Genomic DNA, 19522 nt, shown 5'->3' with positions numbered 1-19522 from the left:
ATCCTTTCATTAGTAGTAGCGTTTACTACTACTAGTATAAGTAACGAATCCCATAGTGTCAAGCAGAACAAAAACTGGCCTGACCGGCAGAGTTTCCAGAAAGGCAAGCGCTGGCCAGCCCGGAAGCTTTATTCAGGCCATGAAAAGAGCAGAGCATAAGCTGTTTTCTTGACACCCTCCCTTGATAGTGCTAGCATAACTTTAGTTGCGTAACAAACCTCCTTGCCCGCGAGGGCATATCATATGTAGCAACGTAGCACAAGGAGCTATTTCGGTGAAGATTCACGAATACCAGGCAAAACAGATTCTGGCGCGCTATGGCATCCCTGTCCAACCAGGGCGCGTAGCCCAGACGCCAGAGGAAGCCGAAGCCATTGCCCGCGAACTTGGCGGGCCGGTTGTTATCAAAGCCCAGGTCTATGTGGGCGGTCGTGGCAAAGCAGGTGGTATCCAATTCGGCGATACCCCAGAGCAAGCGCGTGAAGCAGCTTCGCGCGTACTGGGAATGAATATCAAAGGGCTTACCGTAGAAAAAGTCCTGGTCACTAGCAAAGTGGACATTAAAGAGGAGTACTACCTCGGTATTATCCTCGACCGTAAGTCCCAGGCCCCTGTCGTGATGGTCTCTTCAGCAGGCGGTATCGACATCGAAGAAGTCGCAGCTACCACCCCAGAGAAGATCATCAAGCAGCCAATCGATATGCGTTGGGGACTGCGCCCATTTGAGGCGCGCGATATCGTCGCACGGGCAGGCTTCCCCCATGCCATCATTGGCAAAGCAGGCTCTATTCTTGCCGCCCTGGCCACAGCTTTCATTGAGAGCGATGCAAACCTGGCCGAGATCAATCCGCTAGCCTTGACTGCCGATGGACAGGTACAGGCTACCGACGCCAAGATTATCATTGACGATAATGGGCTTTTCCGCCAGAAAGAATACGCAGCGTGGGCCGAGCCGGAAGAATCGAACCCGCTCGAATATGAAGCCAAGCAGGAAGGTCTGACTTACGTCAAGCTCGATGGAGACGTGGGCATCATTGGCAATGGAGCTGGGCTGGTCATGACCACCCTCGATATGGTGGCACGCGTCGGCGGCAAGCCTGCCAACTTCCTGGACATTGGGGGGGCGCTAAGGCTGAAGTCATGTATAAGTCGCTCACCTTTGTAGCCCGTGACCCACAGGTCAAAGGTATTCTCGTCAATATCTTTGGCGGCATCACGCGCGGCGAAGAGGTTGCGCGTGGCGTCATTATGGCCCAGTCAGAGTTGCCCAAGGGCATGCCTATTGTCGTGCGTCTCTCCGGGACCGGAGCTGAAGAAGGCAAAGCTATACTTAAAGATGCCGGTCTGGATTGGGGCGCAGATATGCGCGATGCTGCGCAAAAGATCGTCGCCGCCATCGGTGCAAATGGATAGGGGATCACAAGGATGAGTATTCTAATAGATAACACGACACGCGTGATCGTTCAGGCCATCACGGGCCGCGAAGGACGATACCATACGCCTCGCATGGCTGCCGCAGGAACGAATATTGTCGGAGGCATGACTCCTGGTAAAGGCGGTCAGACTGTAGAGGGTGTTCCTGTCTTCGATACCATGGCTGAGGCCAAGGCAGCTACAGATGCCAACGCATCCTGTATATTTGTGCCCCCTCCTGGCGCCGCAGATGCGATTATGGAAGCGGCCAGCGCGGGCATCAAGTTGATTGTCTGCATCACCGAAGGCATTCCTGTCGTCGATATGACGCGGGCTATGCTGGTAGTACGTGAGCATGGTGCACGCCTCATCGGCCCCAACTGCCCGGGACTATGCACACCAGGCCAGGGGAAGATCGGCATCATTCCTTATCAGATCTTCACACCCGGCTCAGTCGGCTTCATTTCACGCTCAGGCACCCTGACCTACGAAGTCGTCTCACTGCTCACCGAGGCTGGGCTTGGTCAGTCTACCTGTATCGGTATCGGCGGAGATCCGATTATCGGTTCAACTTTCATCGACTATCTGAAACTCTTCGAAGAAGATCCCGGCACAAAGGTTGTCGTTATGTGCGGTGAGATCGGCGGCAGCGACGAAGAGGATGCAGCCGAATATATCAAGACGATGAGCAAGCCTGTCGTCTCCTTTGTCTCGGGCCGTACAGCACCTCCAGGAAAGCGCATGGGCCATGCTGGTGCCATCATTTCCGGCAATACCGGTACAGCACAGGGCAAGGTCGCAGCTCTACAGGCTGCTGGCGTTCCTGTGGCCGATACCATCTTTGAGATTCCAGATCTGGTCAAGAAAGTGCTCTAGGAGGTTCTCACCTCTAACCTAGAAATTTTTGTTTGTGGTTGGGCGCACTCTCGTCGCCCCACTACAAACAATAAAGGATTTGGTATGACAACGGCTCTCATCTACGACCCAATCTTTTTAGAACATATCACGCCATCCAAACATCCTGAAAAGCCTCAGCGTGTAGAGATGGCAATAGAAGTCATCAAGGCCCTGAACTGGCTGGAACGCGACGGGCTGGTACAGTTGGCGCCACGCGCGGCTACTGTTGACGAATTGGCCACCATTCATGAGCGTGAATACATCCAGGAGGTAGAGGCTGCTAGCAAGAACGCGGCCTCGGCTTCGGCCGCAGGTGGCCCCAAAACGCACTTTTTTGCCACCGATACCTATGTCTCCGCAAAATCATATGAAGCTGCCCTCAAGGCTGCTGGCGCGCCCCTGGTAGCTATCGACGCGATAATGAAAGGCGAGATCAACAACGCGTATTGTCTGGTACGGCCTCCCGGTCATCATGCTGTTCCTGAATCCGCAATGGGCTTCTGTCTCTTCAATAACGTCGCCGTCGCTGCTCGCTATGCCATTGACCACTATGGCTTAGAGCGTGTGATGATTATCGATTACGATGTCCATCACGGAAATGGTACACAAGAAGTATTCTACGATGATCCGCGCGTGCTCTACTTTTCAGTCCACCAGGCTCCTTTTTACCCTGGCACGGGATTATCGACAGAGCTTGGAGAGGGCCCCGGACTGGGCACAACGATCAATGTACCGCTTCCCGCCAAGACGCCCTTTATAGTCTATGAGTCTGTCTTCCGCCGGGTCCTGGTACCTGCAGCAGATCGCTTTAATCCCCAGCTTATCCTTGTTTCAGCCGGCTATGATGCGCATTGGGATGACCCATTAGGTGATATGTATCTTTCTACTGCAGCCTTTGCCAAGCTCAATACAATCCTTGTTGAGCTAGCCAATCAGCTATGTGATGGCCGCATGATTATGGTACAGGAGGGTGGTTATAGCCTTGAGGCCATGGCCGCTTGCGTAGCCACGAGCGTCAATCAGCTACTTGGCGATGACGCAGCTCTAGATAATTTGGGCCAGGCTCCCGATGTTCAATATTATATCAATATTGATGTGTTAATTGCCGAACTGAGACGCATTCATAACCTGACAGGCTATCGCCCACGTCACGCGCCCAAACCAGACATTGAACGGATTAGACGCGAAGTAAAAGGCCCAGAAGAGCCCAATCAAGAGTAACTCACCTGAGGAATATATGGCTACCTTTACGGAACAGGTAAGGCTATTAACGAGTGATGATGCGCCTGAGCTCAGGCGCTTACTAGACACCTCGGAATATATTTATCAGCGCTTTACGCCTGAAGAGCTCCCAACCTTACTCAAGCATTATCCAGCAGTGGGGGTATTTCGCGGCTCTTCCCTCCATGGATTCTTGCTTTCTCAGATTGTCAATCCGCCATCCGCCTGGATTGGCGGATTTGGCGTTAGCTGGGCAAACAGCAGAGCCTACAAAAGCATGCTTCTAAAATTATTGATTGAGCTCTATCCTTATCTTTATGACGCTGGCGTGCGCAATCTCTATTACTCAGGCAACGATTCGGGTCGCGATTGGCTTCGCACAACGCTATTAACGCAAGGCTTTACGCAGCATCGCCAGCTCTACGCCTATGATAAATTTGACTATCGCGTCCCTACCACGGGCAATCAAGAGGTAACTATCCGCCCCGTTAATCTGCCAGACGACGGCCTGGGAGGCGATATGCCTGCCCTCCTCTCTATAGAAGAGGCCTGCTTTGAGCATCTGTGGCGCAACAACAACATAGCTTTTCACGATATCGCAACTACCCATCCCTATTTTGTTGTAGCGGAACTCAATGGGGAAGTTGTCGGCTATCAATTTAACAGCCTGGATGGTGATTATGGCTATCTGATTCGCATTGCCGTCCATCCTTCGGCCAGTGGAAAAGGCATCGGCGCCCGCCTGATGGCCGAGGCCATTCGCTTCTTTGCGGGCGAGCGCGTATCGCGCATCATGCTCAACACTCAGGAGGAAAATACTCACGCCCATCGGCTTTACGAATGGTTTAGCTTTATTCGTATTGAGCAAATGGGCTTTGTCTTGCGTAAATGTCTATAAGAAAAATCTGGTAGGTCGCCTGGCCCTATGGTTGGGCTAAGCCCCACAAGTAGCGCACAGTGAGAGGTGCGCTTTTGTTTTTGACCTCTAGCTCAAAGGGTTGCCCAACCAGGACGTAGCGATATACCTGCAAATAGGTAGGCTCATTGAGCAAAATATTATTATCCGAAACATTATTCTGCAGGCGCGAGGCCACATTCACAACGTCACCGATCGCCGTATAGTTCTGCATACGTTCCTGAGATCCTACATTGCCCACTGTAGCCAGACCAGTATTGACCCCAATCCCAAACGAGACGTGGGTTTCCTGGGGCTGAGAACGCTGATATTCCTGCACAGCCATGCGCATCTTCCAGGCCGCACGGACGGCATGGAGAGCATGCAATTTCTGCAGCAAGGGGGCATTGAAGATAGCCATAAGCGCATCCCCCTGGAAGGTTGTCAGTGTCCCCTCCTCTTCCCAGATCGCCTCGCACATAATCTTATGGTAGCGATTGATGAGATTCATGACCTCCTCGGGCGGCATATTCTCGCTCAAGCGTGTATAGCCCCGAATATCAGCAAAGACTACCGAGATTTCCTTTGTCTCCCCTCCCAGCTTTAAGGCCATGGGATCTTTCATAAGCTGCTGCACAACGTTGGGATGCACATAGCGCTCGAATATACGCCGAACTTGCTTGGCGCGCGCCTCTGCACGCTTCAGTTCGGTGCGGTCGTCAACGACGAGGGCCGTACCGATATAGCTCCCCTGGGTATCGCGCAAGGAAGACACATAGAAATTCAAGTTAAACAAGCCAGGTCCACGCGTAGGAAGCTCACAAGCAATCGTGCTGGGCACAAAGGTACTATTCAGATGCAGATCCCGCTGATCGAGGGCCTCGCTCAGAAGCTCAACCAGACCTACCTGGGCCAGTTCTTGAAATACCTCCTCATAATGCTTACCTATCACCTTTTCCTTATCTATGCCCAGAATCATACTGGCAGCATTATTAAACGTGGTAATTATCCCGCTTGAATCTGTGGTAATCACCCCATTAGCGATAGAGGAGAAAATATTATCCATATATTGCTTGTCGTCCCTTACCTGCCTGATCGCTTTATTCAGGTCATCAAAGAGACGCGCATTATCGATAGCAATAGCAGCCTGGTTACAAAAGGCGAGCAAAAGATCGCGGTGCTTGGAGCCAAACAGATTAGCATTGATACGACTATCGACATAGACCGCGCCAATGCAGTTATCACGCACAACAAGCGGAGCACACATAATCGAGCGAATACCATAAGCCATGATACTTGCCTGGGCTTTTAAGGCATCGTCAAGTTGTGCATCATTGGCCAGGACAGCCTCTCGCGAATTGATCACGCGCTTGAGCACGCCACGACTGATCTGGGCTGTGGCAAATTCGCTTCTAGGCAGCGTGCGAGCTTCGTTATCGCGGGCAATCGTAAATTCCGGCTCTCCAGTTGCAGGATCGATCAGAACAATAAAACCCCGCTCTGCCTTGACGAACTCAATCACGCGGTCCATTACCAGGCGTAGCACTTCATCAAATTCAAGGGTCGAATTGAGCGTACGTGCAATCTCATAGAGTATGCCCAGTTCGTCACGCTGCTGCTGCAGGGTCGTGATACTGGTATTCAATGCTTCGCGCTCGCGCTCGAAAGCAGCTTCAACGGTAGGTAGCTTACCGCTGCCACCGCTAGATACCAGCATATTCTTGACGGCTTGCTGAATCGACTGATCCAGCCGTCCCAATTCCAAATCAGCAACGCGGCTGATCTGCAGCGCCTCACTTAATAAGCGAACCCGAGGATCACTACTTTCGCTAGCATATTTCCCCTCGACAGCCACTTCTAATTTATGGGTATGTTCATGCATCGTGCGCGAGATGCGCATTAGAACATCACCAACCGCACGTAGATCACTGCTAATTCTCCATACCCAATCCGGCGATGGCGTCACGCGGCTCCCTCCATCTACATATAGCGGATTACAGCATAATTTACAACAGACAGAATGAAGGTTTTTCGCTTCTCAGCGAAAAAGTTTAACAGCAGGCGCACACACTTTGTAGCCTCGATCTACGAGTCAGTGGACACAGTAATGGCGCCTTCTTGAAAATTGAAGTTATAGCAGATACAATATATACGCTTATACTACCTCATTATAGCACAGCAAATTCCCAAAACCTACTAAACACCATTTGCAGTGAGATACGCACTGAACGACATTGGCCTGAAGCCAAAATCTCGCTCGACGCTATCGAGATCGGTAACATTATCGAAAGTGAAAAGCGTCATGGCTGCCTTGGTAAGTGGAGGATTAGGTAGAACTGCTTCCATTAATGCTGCAGCCAGGCCCACCAACGCTTTAGGAGCATAGACCCTGGGCCGGCGCTTGTGGGTTGCCTTGAGCAGTTCAGCTAAAATTTGGGCAAAAGTGTAATATGCGGGACCACCAATAGTATAAATCTTGTTGGTAGTGCGCTCTGGCTCCCTGAGCACTTCTATGATGACCGAAACCACATCCTCCACATAGATAGGCTGAAATTTCATGCCTCCTCCACCAATCAGCGGAACGACAGGGGCGCTACGAATAAGCTCTACCAAACCTTTGATAAAGGGCGCATCCTTCCCGAAAAGAACCGAAGGCCGAATTATTGTCCATTCCAAGGTACTCTGGCTGAGCAGCAACTCGGCCGCATAGCGTCCCTGCATATAGCTTCCTGGCCTATCAGGTTTTGTGCCCAGACCACCGATCTCGATAACACGTTTTACGCCAGCAGCCTGCGCAACTTGCACAAGATTGGCTGTGCCTTGTACGTTGGTAGCATCATAAAAATCTGGCCCTAATTGCTTGCGATCGGCAGTAATAAATGCGCAATGCACAATGGTATCAATGCCCTTGACAGCAGGTTCTAAGGAATCAATGCGCGTTGTATCGCCCTGCACGATCTCTAACTTCTCTACAGGTAGAACCCGTGCGGACTTATCTAGATCGCGCACCAGGCAACGCGGCCGCTCCCCAGTTTCGGCAAGACGTTGTGCAAGATGGCTGCCAACATAGCCCGTCGCTCCAGTAATCAGTATCATAAGTTCTTCTTCCTCCTGCCTCATACTATAGCAATATCGACAATATGCTCTCCCCGTTCTTTACGGGTTGCCCCTACAACAATCAAGCCAAATAAACAGCCCCCGATCCATTTAGTACAACTTATCAGCACATTGTGCTATTTACATGGCTCCCTTCATGTAGAAGTATAGATAAAGTATAGGGCTAGGGCCAGAGAGCCCACCTATGGAGCAAATAGTGAGTAGGCACATGAAATAGGGCTTAGCGGAGAGCTTCGCAAGGAAGCATAATTCGAACTGTCACACCTTCATTAGGTGCGCTTTTCATAGTCAGGCTACCACCAGCAATGGCCAGCAGAGCGCTATGCGTTAATAATCCACCTCCAGTGCCGCTGGTTGAGCTGCTCGCAGAAATGCCCACACCATCGTCTATCACGATTACCTCTAGATGTGGATCAAAGGAGGCCTTAAGGGTAAGCCGTAGACGGCGATGTACATCTGAGCCACGCGCATGCCGCGCAGCATTGCGTAAGGCTTCCTGGACGGCGGCAAAGATCAACTCGGCAATAGCAGGAGGAACAGCCTCATCGATGCGCACTGCTGTCTCCTCGGATACCTGCCACTCGACCTCATCAAAGGCCTGCTGAAAATCCTGCTCAATCATTGTTTGAATCGCGCGCATCATGCCATCGCGCTCCAGGCGGTGCGGCGCGCTTGGTACTGTTGTGCGCATCATGGTAGCCAGGCGCCGATGTGCATCGCTAATAATGCCTATCGCCTCATCGAGCACAGGGGCTGGCTGAGTATTCTTCGCCAGCGCCTGCTTCTGACTGACAAAGGGACGCAAAGTTTCCAGGCGTAGAAGTGCTAAATGCATCTGTGGCAAAATTTCATCATGCAGTACACGCCTCTGCTGAGCTCCCAGCAGCTTCACATCAATTATGCGCCGCCTCAGCAATCCAGCTACCGCCAGCATTGCTTCATGGTCGCGCAAAGTATCGAGAATACGCTGCCCGCAGGCATGCGCCAATTCCATATCTTCATCGGTAAAACCGGCTCCATCCTGGCGCGGCCCCAGATAGAACTTAGCCACCAGGCCCAATTCGTCGTAAATCGGCAAAACCCAGCAAATGATGGTCCGGCCCGCCAGGGTCATTTGCATACGATGGGCATTTACGCCCGGCGCCTCCGCGAGTGTAGCATACTCGTGTGTCCCAGGCATTGCCCTTGAGCTCAAAGCCGCAGCGCTTGAGCGCTCATCCCGTCTATGTAGCTCATCTTGCTGTTCGGCGGAGATCGGCCAGCGATAATTAAAGCTGCGTCGCACAGGACCAGCCATAACTATCAAGCGGGCGCACTGTACCTCAAGCACATCCTGGCATAGGTGGAAGAAAAGATCTTCCATATTTTGCTCGGTCTTCTGCAGATCGGTATTTAGCCAATGGCGCAGGTTTGTGCTACTAAGAAAAGGGCCGAGCAAGCCAATATAACGATCATGGGCCGTATAGCTACTCCAGGTAAAGAGGGCATAGGTACCAGTTGCCACGCAGGTGATAAGCAAGAGACCCAACAGACTGCTATGCGTAAAGTACTCAATCGTCGCGATAAGAACGGCAATAGCCGTTGCCACAATAACGATACCGCGCCATTGCTCAAAAAAGCCACGCCTGGCCAGCGGCCGCTCTATCAGAATGCCATGTCGCACCACCGAGTAGCCAATCAGCAGAGTGATGACGGCCACAGCCCCGATCGCAAATAAATCAAGGAGCATGAGATTAAGTGGGATAAGATCTAGCAGAGCCGGTGGTGGAAGTTTGGGAGCTGGTTGCCCTTGTTTGAGCCAGTTGATCATTGACCAGACCCCTAAGATTCCCAGGCTCGTCGTCACACCGGCCATCAAGATAGCGGCAAAGAGCAGCCCGGGGCGTGCCAGATGCCAGGAAAGCACGGGTTCCTCCAACAGCTCTACTTTTGTCTGGTCATCCCAGAAGGCATCAACAAGCCCCTGGCGTAGCGAGTTATTCCCCTTGCGCCCCGTAAAGGCACGCCAGAGAAAGCGCAGAAGACGGCCAACCCTTCCGGGCGTAAACCAGGGCCCAATTGCGCAAAAGGTTAGATAGACCAGGAACAACACTGGCAAGAGCACAAGCGGGGAAAATACACCCACCCTGGTATCTCCCGGCACAATATTATAGGCCAGCAGATGGATTGTACCCATAAATGTAATGGTTGGCTGATTGAGGATCAGGAGCAATAGGACGGCACAACCCAGCAAACCGCTGCAGACGAGCAATAAGGGCCGTCGTCGCCGCCAGTCTTCGTTAATCAGAGAGGCATAGTGCAAACCGATGGCAAACCAGATATAGGGAGCACCTAATCCTGGCAGCCAGATGAGGTGCCATAAGAAATTCAGCCCGACCGGCACTGGTCCTTGCACCAATGGGCTGGCAATGAGCAGAGCATGGATAAAAAAGCAGAGGGCAGCCAGGCTCAGACCGACCACACCAACCCGCGCAATCATGCTCTGACGATCGCCATTAAGCCATACAGTACAGGCCAGCCAGAGAAATGCTACAAGATTAAATATGGATAGTGCCAGAGCTAGCGTCTGCAACAAGTGTTCAGCTTCAAGTAGTATACCCAGGGCCATATGCATTATTCTCTATAGAGCGGAACCCATTCTCCACGCCGATCCTGCACCAGCGCAACGCCGTTCTCATCCCAGATAATCATACGGTTGAGGTTATAGATCAAGGTGGCACGCGCACGCGCGACCTTATCATCAACGGCGTTTTCACTAAGCCCCCAGGAAGCATAGATACGTCCATTCGTGCGACTTACGGCACGCTTATCATGCAGGTTTAAGCGCGCTGCAATCTGTTCGTTTGTCATGCCTTGCGCCATCAGTTCGGCCACACGCAACTCATTAGGCTCCAGGAGAGCACGTGGTGACTGCTCATCCAGGTCGCGCACTTCCTGGACCCTATCCTCGATTTCCGGATCAACCAGGCTACGCCCATTTACCGCATCGCGTAACAATGGTACAAGCATGCTCGGCAATAAATAATTGCTCTTACGCACATACGCATAATGGGTAAGAATACCAGAAGCGCGAAACTCCCGATAATACTCGTCGTCATCCTGAATAGAGTAGAACACTACCGGCATACGCGGGCGCTCACGGCGAATAGCGACTGCCGCCCCCACACCGCTTAGGGCGCTGCGGCTGGCCTGGGGATCCTGCAGCTGTACATCCATCAAGATGACATCCATATCAAGCTCTAGGGCACGCCCCACGGCTTCGCGCCCGGTTGCGGCTTCACCCACCACCTGAATGGCACCTGTTGCCTCCAAACCTTCCCGCAGTGCCTTGCGCAGCGGCCCATGATCATCTACAAGCAGTAATTTTATCATCTTTTCCCGAAACGAAGCTCGATACGCCTGACCCATGAGAGCCAGCGTCCAAACCAGGGCGATCAGAGCTGGCTCACAGCTTCTCGCGCAAGCCCTTTCCGGCAAAAGAAAAGGCTCTGATCTGCCTCTACCTCCAATTGCTTTCTACTCAATCCACCAAGTATACCAATTTTCAGCACAAGTATACAGGTTTTGCGTCAACAAAACTCGGCACTCGGGGGAGTGCATTTGGGCTTAGCTCTGCCAGTGCCAGACATCGCTCAAGGTGATGATAAACATTAAAGCCAGCAAGACAGCCATACCCACAAAGTTAATGATTGCTTCTCGTTCTGGCTTGATACGCTTGCCACCGCGTAAGAGCTCGATCAGGATCAGAAAGATGCGCCCACCATCCAAAGCAGGGAAGGGCAGGCTATTGACCACAGCCAGGTTCAAACTTAAGAGCCCTGTAAGGCTAAGGATCGGCCACCAGCCAATCTCTGTGACCATCTGGGCCGCCTGACCTGTATACTTGGCAATCCCTACGGGGCCGGCAACCTGCACTTGCACCTGTCCGGTAACCATCTGCACCAGGCCCTGAATGAGCTGACCCGTCACATTAAATGTATAGGATATGCCCTTGAGCGGCGCTTGCCAGAGAGGAACCGTGACATAGACGCGCTGACTCACCGAGCTAAAGCCGAGTGCTCCTTGACCCTGGGGTGGATGAAGCCGTGCATTGACCTGCATGGTTACCGGAGCCGTGCTATCAGGGTGGCGCACGGTCAGCTTGATTGGCACGGTAGCTGAGGGTGCCTTATCGTGATTGGTACTCACCACGCCTTGTACAGCCAGGGATATTTCAGACATATACTGCACAGGCTTATCGTTTATCGCCAGGATTTTATCTCCCGGACGCAATCCAGCCTGAGCAGCCGGGGAGTTCGGAACAACAGAGGCAACCTGGGCCGGATAATCGGGCTGCCCTACTCCCGGTCCATAGGCTATCGAAAACAGGACGATGGCCAGCAAAAAGTTCATCACCACGCCGGCCGCAAGGGTTATAAAGCGCTTGCCCGCAGATTTTGCCGTGAAGCTTTGCGGATCATGATTACCATATTCGTCTACCGTGCTCCCATCCTCGCCTGTCATGCGTACGAAACCACCTATCGGTAGCAGGTTCAGAGAATAGATAGTATTGCGGGGAGCCGGAGCGTCAAAGGGGCTCTCTTCCTCATAGATCTTGTTGAGCCAGATAACCTCCCAGCCTTTGTTCGCACGCCTGCGAATACCGACGATGCGTGGTGGAAATCCCAGCCCGAACTCCTCAACGCGAATTCCTGACCATTTCGCAGCCAGAAAATGCCCAAGCTCATGGACCAGCACCAGCAGGCCAAAAACCGGGATAACTGCCAATATATACCAGTAATTCATTAAAAACGGATCTCCTTATTACTCTCTTTTCAGGGGTTCTTAAAATGGATGACGATCTCGATACGCCTTGATATGTATTCGCCAACAAATTTGTCAGTTCTGCGCAAAGGGTGCTCCGTTCCCACAATGGCAGGATGAGGAGTCCAGCATTGTCTCTCCTGATCAGCAACTCAGCTCAGATACATAAGTATACTTGAGAATCTTAAAACAATCTTTTATACATCGCGATGTTAGTACTATTATTATGCCTGCATTAGCCTGCTCTTGCCAAGCTAGAGTTTTAGCCCGACCGCATATCCGGCCAGGTCAGGCTTGACGCCGGGCTGAAATTGGTGCATAGTTTACTATAAGCTTATACGTTATAGATTACGGAAAAATACATCTCGCATGAGACGCATTCAGATACAACCACACCCAAACTAACAATCTTCATACCTGGCTAAGGCACGTGCCCCGCCCGGAACATAACTTTCTGTGTGTCAGTTTTTCCCTTTGGCATTACTTCAGGAGGGTTATGTTCTATGCATTTGTCCACGCACTTCAAAGCCTATCGAGAACTTTTATCCATTCGCAATGTGCGCTGGCTTTTCATCGCCAGCCTGCTTGCCAATACTATGTTTTATAGTACTGTGATGGTACAGTACGAAACCCTGCGCGGCTTGAATTTCACAGAAATGTTTGCGCTTGAAGCGATTATCTCCATAGCCGCCTGGCTCTTTGAAATTCCCAGCGGGATCTTTGCCGACCGTCTGGGCTATCGGCCCACGCTGCTGCTGGGCTATGCCAGCAATCTTGCCAGTTTGCTATTATTCATCATCACGCGCGGCTTCTGGCCCTTCGCCTTAGCCTCTGCCCTTTTCGGCCTGAATCTTGCCTGCCTCTCCGGCTGCGAAGATGCTCTCATTTATGAAAGCCTGCCGCAGGAGCGTAGTGCCGAGCTCAGCCCAGCGGCCTTTGCTCTGCTCAACGCCGCAAGGAATGTCGGTTTCTTTGCCGGACTGGCTACTGGCAGTTTTTTCGGCACACACGATCCAGCGCTACCTTTTATCATTACGCTCATTCCTCTGGGCCTGGCGTTTGTGGCCATCTTGCGCCTTCAGTCAGTACCCAGACATGCACAGCTTGCCTCTCAGAATGGTCTGGCGCCGTTGAGCACAGTAGAATTTCTGCGCTCGGCCTTACAATTAATACGTAGGTATCCCGCATTAGTTAGCCTTAGCCTAGTGCAAAGCGCAGCATTCACGCTAGTTAATGCTATCTACTGGTACAACCAGCCCTATTTCGCGCAAGCAGGAATTGCCGTCCTCTGGTTTGGTCCGCTTACAGCCGCTGCCGTTGGTTTGAGCATGCTTGTAGTGCTCACTACGCCCGCCGCCAAGAAAGTTCCGGGCACACGCATGGCCCTGGCGCTCTCGTGCCTTATTCCTGGCGTTGGCTATATAGCCCTTGCCGCAACCCGCGATCCGCTTCCAACAGTTCTTTTGATCATGGCTATCATTGTCGGTTCAGCCTGGCGATCAACTATTATTAGCGATATCCTAAACAGACATATCAAGGATGGATCGCGCGCAACAACACTTTCCGTCTTATCATTTCTAGGCGCGCTTGCCGGAATGGCCTTCAACCCGCTCATTGGCTATGTTGGAGATCTGGGACTGACTACAACCGGGCTGGGCCTGGGTACCATGCTTATGCTTCTCGGGCTCATTGCTTACTTTCTTGCTTGAGTTTGCATCACTATTGCAGTACATTAGACTTACAAAACCCTTGCATATTGGGTATACTTTTCATACAATAAAGAAGAGTAACCTGATATAGCAGAAGCAAGTTAGCGATGCTATTACACGAACCAATTTTCAACAAAGGGCGTAATGTCCGTGTAGCAGAGCGCTCTTTGTATACAGGTAAAATATATTCATGACAAGCGAGCATACCAGCAGTATTCATCTCGGGCTACTGCTCCACAATCATCAGCCCGTGGGCAACTTCCCTTGGGTTTTCCAGCAAGTCTATGAAGTAGCCTACTTACCCATGATTGAAGCCCTGGAGCGGCATCCCCTGGTCCGCCTCTCGCTCCATTACACAGGTTCGCTTCTAGACTGGCTGGAAGAAACCCATCCTGAATTTCTAGATAGAATCGCTACGCTTATCGAGCGTAAACAAGTTGAAATGGTGAGCGGTGGCTACTACGAACCCATCCTCCCGTCGATTCCCGACACCGATAAAGTTGCCCAGATTCGCCGTCTGACGGAATATCTGCAACGCCGTTTCGGGACACGACCAACAGGCATGTGGACAGCCGAACGAGTGTGGGAACCGGGCCTACCGCGCCCACTCCGTGAGGCCGGCATTGAATGGACAGTGCTTGACGATATCCATTTCAAAAATGTCGGCTTAGAGGACAGCGATCTCTACGGCTACTATGCGACCGAGGATCAGGGCAGCGTACTGAAGGTCTATGCCACAAGCAAAGCTTTACGCTATACCATTCCCTGGCGACCGGTAGCAGAAACTATAGAGACGCTGCGCTCTCTTGCCACACTCAACAGCCAACGTATCGTCGTTATGGGAGATGACGGCGAAAAATTTGGCAGTTGGCCCGATACTTACCACTATAGCTGGGGCTCAGATGGGAAATCTGGCTGGATTGAAGAGTTCTTCACAGCGCTTGAAGTCAATAGCGCCTGGCTGCATACCATCCCTCTGGGAGAATATGCACAAACCCATCAAGCCTTGGGCAGGATCTATATTCCCACCTCATCCTACATTGAGATGACAGAGTGGGCGCTGCCCGCACAAAAATCCTATCTGTTCGGAAAATTACTCCATCAGTTAGAGCATGACAAGCAATATGCCACACTCCAATTTATGCGCGGTGGCTTCTGGCGTAACTTTATGGTGCGTTATCCCGAAGTAAATAATCAGCATAAGAAAATGCTACGCACACACAAACAAGTATATGATGCCGGCGCAACTGAAGAGAGCGGGACCGTCCAGCTCTGGAAGGCTCAAGCCAACGATACCTATTGGCATGGACTCTTTGGCGGCATTTATATGGGTCATGTGCGTTCAGCCATCTATCATCATTTGATCAAAGCCGAGAATGCCGCCGCGCGCCTTCGCTATGGCGATACCTCCTGGCAGCGTTACGAATTTACCGATTTTGACTGTGATAGTCAGAATGAGCTGATTGTAGAAACGGATCAGCAAAATCTCTATATCGACCCTCAACGCGGAGGCGCACTTTTTGAGTGGGATATGCGTCGCAGCGCGCACAATATGACCTCTGTCATGACCCGCTATCAGGAAGGCTATCATCAGACCTTGATCGAACACGAGCGAGAGCAACGTCAAGGCGCGCAACTTGCTCAGCAAGGTCAGGGTGAGCCAGGTTCACCTCATACAACTGTACGCACCAAAGAGCCCGGACTCGACCGCTATCTCGTCGTCGATCCCTATCGTCGCAGTAGTTTGATTGACCATTTCCTGCCCGATGGCTTGCCACTGCAGAACTTTGCGCAAGCGCGCTACGCGGAACAGGGCAACTTTGTCGAGCAGCCATACCTTGCCGAAGTAAGCCAGAGCGAGCAGGCGCTCACCGTCTCGCTCACTCGCGATGGGCAGGTACAGCGGCCAGGCGCTCTAGCGCCACTACCGGTCCGTCTTAATAAAATATTAATAGTTCCCTGTGGAGAAGAAAAACTAGTTATTCGTTATACAATTGAGAACAAGGGCCAGGCACGTTTGCAAACGCACTTTGCAAGCGAGTGGAACTTGCATCTCCTCGGTGGTGGTAAGAACGAGCAAGCTTACTATCAGGTAAAAGATCAGCAGCTGGAGGATAGTCATTTCGATAGTAGCGGGGAAGTTTTGCAGGTCAGCGAATTTCAGGTCGGCAATACGTGGCTTCAACAAAATATGGCGTTTATATTAAGTGAGCCCGCCACACTCTGGCGTTTCTCAATAGAGACAATCACCGGCTCAGAAGCTGGCTTTGAACGTACGCACCAGGGTAGTTGCTGTACCTTGATCTGGCCATTGACGCTTGAAGCCGGGCAAAGCTGGAATATCGAAATCACGTGTAGAGGAAGTAAGCCTCAATAACCAAACAGTTGCATCGAAGAGAGCATTTCATGAGTATATTATATAGTAGCCATGTGCCAGATACACCTGGTGCTACGCTGCTGATCATCAAGTATCGCCCACAACAGCTCAAAGAAACACACATGCACACCAAGCGCAAGCAGGTTTGAACTGAAATTGCGCCCACTGGAGGGAACCACACAGCGTTTCCTCTTCGCCCGAAACATTACCGGGAAAGGACAATGCACAAGATGAAACGAGTGCTCGCGCTCCAGCATTCATGGGAAAATTCAGAGGGATATGTAGGCAAGGTTCTGCGGCAGCATCATATCGCTTATGATATGATTAAAGTTGAAACAGAACCAATACCTGAGCCAACGCACTACGCCGCAATAGTAGCGTTTGGCGGCCCTCAACACGTATATGAGACAGATAAATATCCATTCTTCATTACAGAGCAAGAGATGTGGCGTATGGCAGTCGAGCATGAGATCCCATGCCTGGGTATCTGCCTGGGCGGTCAGGCATTGGCAAAAGCACTCGGGGGTTCCGTACAAAGGCACACGACAAGTGAAATAGGCTTTTTCGATATACCATTTACAGAGGAGGGGAGCAAAGATCCGCTCTACGCAGGTCTGCCGGGCTATCAGAAGGTTTTTCATTGGCACGAGGACGCCTTTGATCTCCCGCCCGGAGCTATACGGCTGGCCAGCAACGAGAATACGAAAAACCAGGCCTTCCGTTACGGAAACAGTACTTACGGACTACAGTACCATATCGAAGTTGATGCATCTATGTTGGACCTTTGGTTTCACCAGATGACATCACAGGAGGAGATCATTAAGAGCATTGGGCGCGAGACCTATGAGGCCATTGAACGCGATAAGCAGACACAACAATCGACGTATGAAGCGCATACCCGCATCATGTTTGAGAATTTTCTCAAGATCAGCAAGTTAATCTAAAGTGAATAGGATAAAACTCATTCCTTTTCATCCAGCAATCTGCTATACTTGCATTCATAGCCTACTCAGGCTTGTAGGGGTTTGCTCATGGTGCCGATTCATCGTAAACTTTATGAGACATAACAAAGTTAGTAATAGATCAGAATTCGGTGGTCAACCATTTAGAGTTATCCATTGGCCAACTGAGCGAGATTTATCCATGAATGATATAAGTGAGGTGTGCCTCAACTATATAAGCACACACACTCTATGTTTAAACATTTTTCGAAAGGCAGCATGCGACGAAGATGCCGCAACATAGAATGAGCCGACGCACACATATTACTACACACAACCATATTATTGGACTTCCTCATTTCACGTTTGCCCATCGAAGTATCGCCTGCGAACGGCATCCCGAGCGCAACGAGGATAGCATCCTCGTCGATGAATTAAGAGGTCTGGCCGCAGTTTTCGATGGCGTTGGAGGTAGTGCCGCTGGAGAAATCGCCTCGCAAACCGCCGCACGCGCAGCACGTCAGCGCTGGCAGGATATTCTAGAGCAGCATCATATAGGCCATAAGATGCAGCCCTACCTGGAATCGTGCAACGACCTTGATCTGTGCGACGCACTCCAGCAACTCGTTCTGGAAGCTGACGAGCAAGTACGGACAGAAGGGGCCCATAAGGCCGGTACTGACGACCTGGCAACAACAGTTGCGCTTGCCGCCTTCAGCCGTCAGCCAGATGCCCGCGATTACACGATGGTTTATGCCCATGTCGGAGATAGCCGTATCTATCTCTTACGCGGCGATGAACCATTACAACGCTTAACAAGCGATGATGGACTTCTGGCCAAGCTGGTTGAGAACCAGATTATTAATGAGGAAGACGCTTTACGTATCGATCAGGCCGTGCGCACTGACGAGCTATCGGATACAGAGTTTAGCTACTTCCGATTGCGTGGCGGTATTACGCAGGCCCTGGGTGGTCCTCTCCCACCGACCATCCATATTGATACCATCTCTATTCATCCTGGGGACCGCATCCTTCTCTGCACCGATGGCATCCACGATAATCTAACTGACCAGGAAATCGAAGAAACCCTGCGCAGTGAGCCGCGTCATGCCAGCGCACGTGTGCTGGTGGAACGCTCTATTCAACGTTCCCACCAGGAACGCAGCATTACAGTGCGCGCTAAACCCGATGATATGAGCGCTATCGTGATCACCTGTCGCTTTTAAATATATATAAGAGGTTTCATGAGGGGTTAAAAATATTCATAATAAAAACATTAAAAAATATTCCAAAAAGTACTAAGTCGTATTAAGCATACGCATGTCTACACGTCAGAGTATGTTACTCTCCGAGTGAGCATGTTTTGTTCTCAACAAATATTGCATTCAGGAGGTTTCATCTCGTGGCGTGTAGAAAGCCCTGGTTGCTGGTTGTGTTGTTTGGTCTGTTTCTCTTGAGCTCTTGTGGTAGTACTGGGTCGCAGCGCCAATCCAGCACACAGCTAGTGGATGGCAATGATATTCAAGTACAGCAAATGCCAACGGCAACGGCTGTGGCGGTCTCTATCCAGGGTCATCATGCAACTCCTACACCTACAGTTCCACCTGAGCAAACCCCAGATCCTACGCAGGCGCCTCTTCACGGAGGACCTGCCGGGACCTCAAATCCGAGCAATATTCCTACGACAGGTCCTGGCACTGCTCCCTATGGTTCTCCGCCGCCCATGACTGAGCTTGAAATCTCGCTCACGCAACAGCTTTTCGCCTTGATCAATAAGGATCGGCAGGATCGAGGGCTTTATACCTATAGCTGGAATGCTACGCTGTCGGGCGGCGCGCGCTTACATAGCTGGAATATGTATCACTGCGGCTTTAGCCATACCTGCCCCGATGGCCTTCCGCAATGCGATCGTATCGCCAGAGAGGGTTTCCAGGGTTTCAAGGATTGCGGCGAAAATATTGCCTATGCCGGCCCTTTCCCAACGCCCTGGGGAGGTGTCTATAAGATCCAGGAAGGTATGGTCAATGAGCCCCCCAGCGGCTGGCATCGCATTCACTTATTCAGCACGACGCTCCATGAGGTAGGCGTTGGCGTCTTTATAGATCCAGGCGGCTATATCTGGTTTACTGAAGATATGGTAGGCTAACCA

Annotated in this window: 13 protein-coding genes and 1 pseudogene; 9 read left to right on the top strand and 5 right to left on the bottom strand. The window is 51.4% G+C overall.

What is annotated here, in order from left to right; all coding sequences use genetic code 11:
• Positions 1–274: 274 nt before the first annotated feature.
• The 4 genes and pseudogenes from sucC to EPA93_RS42160 all read left to right on the top strand — a co-directional run bounded on the left by sucC (position 275) and on the right by EPA93_RS42160 (position 4429).
• Positions 275–1413 (top strand): annotated as a pseudogene (gene sucC, locus EPA93_RS42175) (ADP-forming succinate--CoA ligase subunit beta).
• Positions 1414–1425: 12 nt separating this feature from the next.
• Complete coding sequence (gene sucD / locus EPA93_RS42170; protein WP_129893307.1) at positions 1426–2289, top strand: succinate--CoA ligase subunit alpha; 864 nt, start codon at positions 1426–1428, stop codon at positions 2287–2289.
• A gap of 84 nt (positions 2290–2373) precedes the next feature.
• Entirely contained in the window at positions 2374–3531 is a 1158-nt protein-coding gene (locus EPA93_RS42165; protein ID WP_129893306.1) for a histone deacetylase family protein, read from the top strand.
• Between the two features lie 16 nt (positions 3532–3547).
• On the top strand, positions 3548–4429 hold the full coding sequence (locus tag EPA93_RS42160) for a GNAT family N-acetyltransferase (RefSeq protein ID WP_129893305.1): 882 nt from the start codon (positions 3548–3550) through the stop codon (positions 4427–4429).
• A 25-nt stretch (positions 4430–4454) separates the two neighbouring features.
• Here EPA93_RS42160 and EPA93_RS42155 read toward each other — a convergent pair whose 3' ends face one another.
• From EPA93_RS42155 to EPA93_RS42135, 5 genes are all read right to left on the bottom strand, one after another.
• Positions 4455–6392, bottom strand: coding sequence for an adenylate/guanylate cyclase domain-containing protein (locus EPA93_RS42155; protein ID WP_129893304.1), 1938 nt, complete (start codon positions 6390–6392; stop codon positions 4455–4457).
• A 230-nt stretch (positions 6393–6622) separates the two neighbouring features.
• Complete coding sequence (locus EPA93_RS42150) at positions 6623–7522, bottom strand: SDR family oxidoreductase (RefSeq protein ID WP_165423756.1); 900 nt, start codon at positions 7520–7522, stop codon at positions 6623–6625.
• A 241-nt stretch (positions 7523–7763) separates the two neighbouring features.
• Positions 7764–10151: a sensor histidine kinase gene (locus tag EPA93_RS42145; RefSeq protein ID WP_165423755.1), complete on the bottom strand. Its 2388-nt coding sequence runs from the start codon at positions 10149–10151 to the stop codon at positions 7764–7766.
• Between the two features lie 5 nt (positions 10152–10156).
• Positions 10157–10915, bottom strand: coding sequence for a response regulator transcription factor (locus EPA93_RS42140; RefSeq protein WP_207229341.1), 759 nt, complete (start codon positions 10913–10915; stop codon positions 10157–10159).
• Between the two features lie 234 nt (positions 10916–11149).
• On the bottom strand, positions 11150–12328 hold the full coding sequence (locus tag EPA93_RS42135; protein WP_129893301.1) for a M50 family metallopeptidase: 1179 nt from the start codon (positions 12326–12328) through the stop codon (positions 11150–11152).
• A 521-nt stretch (positions 12329–12849) separates the two neighbouring features.
• On the opposite strand from EPA93_RS42135, the gene EPA93_RS42130 reads away from it, so the two are divergent.
• The 5 genes from EPA93_RS42130 (at position 12850) to EPA93_RS42110 (ending at position 19519) form a co-directional block, all read left to right on the top strand.
• Complete coding sequence (locus EPA93_RS42130) at positions 12850–14055, top strand: MFS transporter (RefSeq protein ID WP_129893300.1); 1206 nt, start codon at positions 12850–12852, stop codon at positions 14053–14055.
• A gap of 190 nt (positions 14056–14245) precedes the next feature.
• Entirely contained in the window at positions 14246–16432 is a 2187-nt protein-coding gene (locus EPA93_RS42125; protein WP_129893299.1) for an alpha-amylase/4-alpha-glucanotransferase domain-containing protein, read from the top strand.
• A 230-nt stretch (positions 16433–16662) separates the two neighbouring features.
• Positions 16663–17376 (top strand): type 1 glutamine amidotransferase, encoded by a 714-nt coding sequence (locus EPA93_RS42120; RefSeq protein ID WP_165423754.1) that lies wholly within the window; start codon positions 16663–16665, stop codon positions 17374–17376.
• Between the two features lie 287 nt (positions 17377–17663).
• Positions 17664–18599 carry a PP2C family protein-serine/threonine phosphatase gene (locus EPA93_RS42115; protein ID WP_129893297.1) on the top strand — a complete coding sequence of 312 codons (936 nt, stop codon included), beginning with the start codon at positions 17664–17666 and terminating at the stop codon, positions 18597–18599.
• Between the two features lie 176 nt (positions 18600–18775).
• Positions 18776–19519 (top strand): CAP domain-containing protein, encoded by a 744-nt coding sequence (locus tag EPA93_RS42110; protein ID WP_129893296.1) that lies wholly within the window; start codon positions 18776–18778, stop codon positions 19517–19519.
• Positions 19520–19522: the final 3 nt, after the last annotated feature.

Origin of the sequence: Ktedonosporobacter rubrisoli, assembly GCF_004208415.1 — a bacterium.
GTDB lineage: Bacteria > Chloroflexota > Ktedonobacteria > Ktedonobacterales > Ktedonobacteraceae > Ktedonosporobacter > Ktedonosporobacter rubrisoli.
This window is presented reverse-complemented; position numbering and strand designations above follow the sequence as displayed.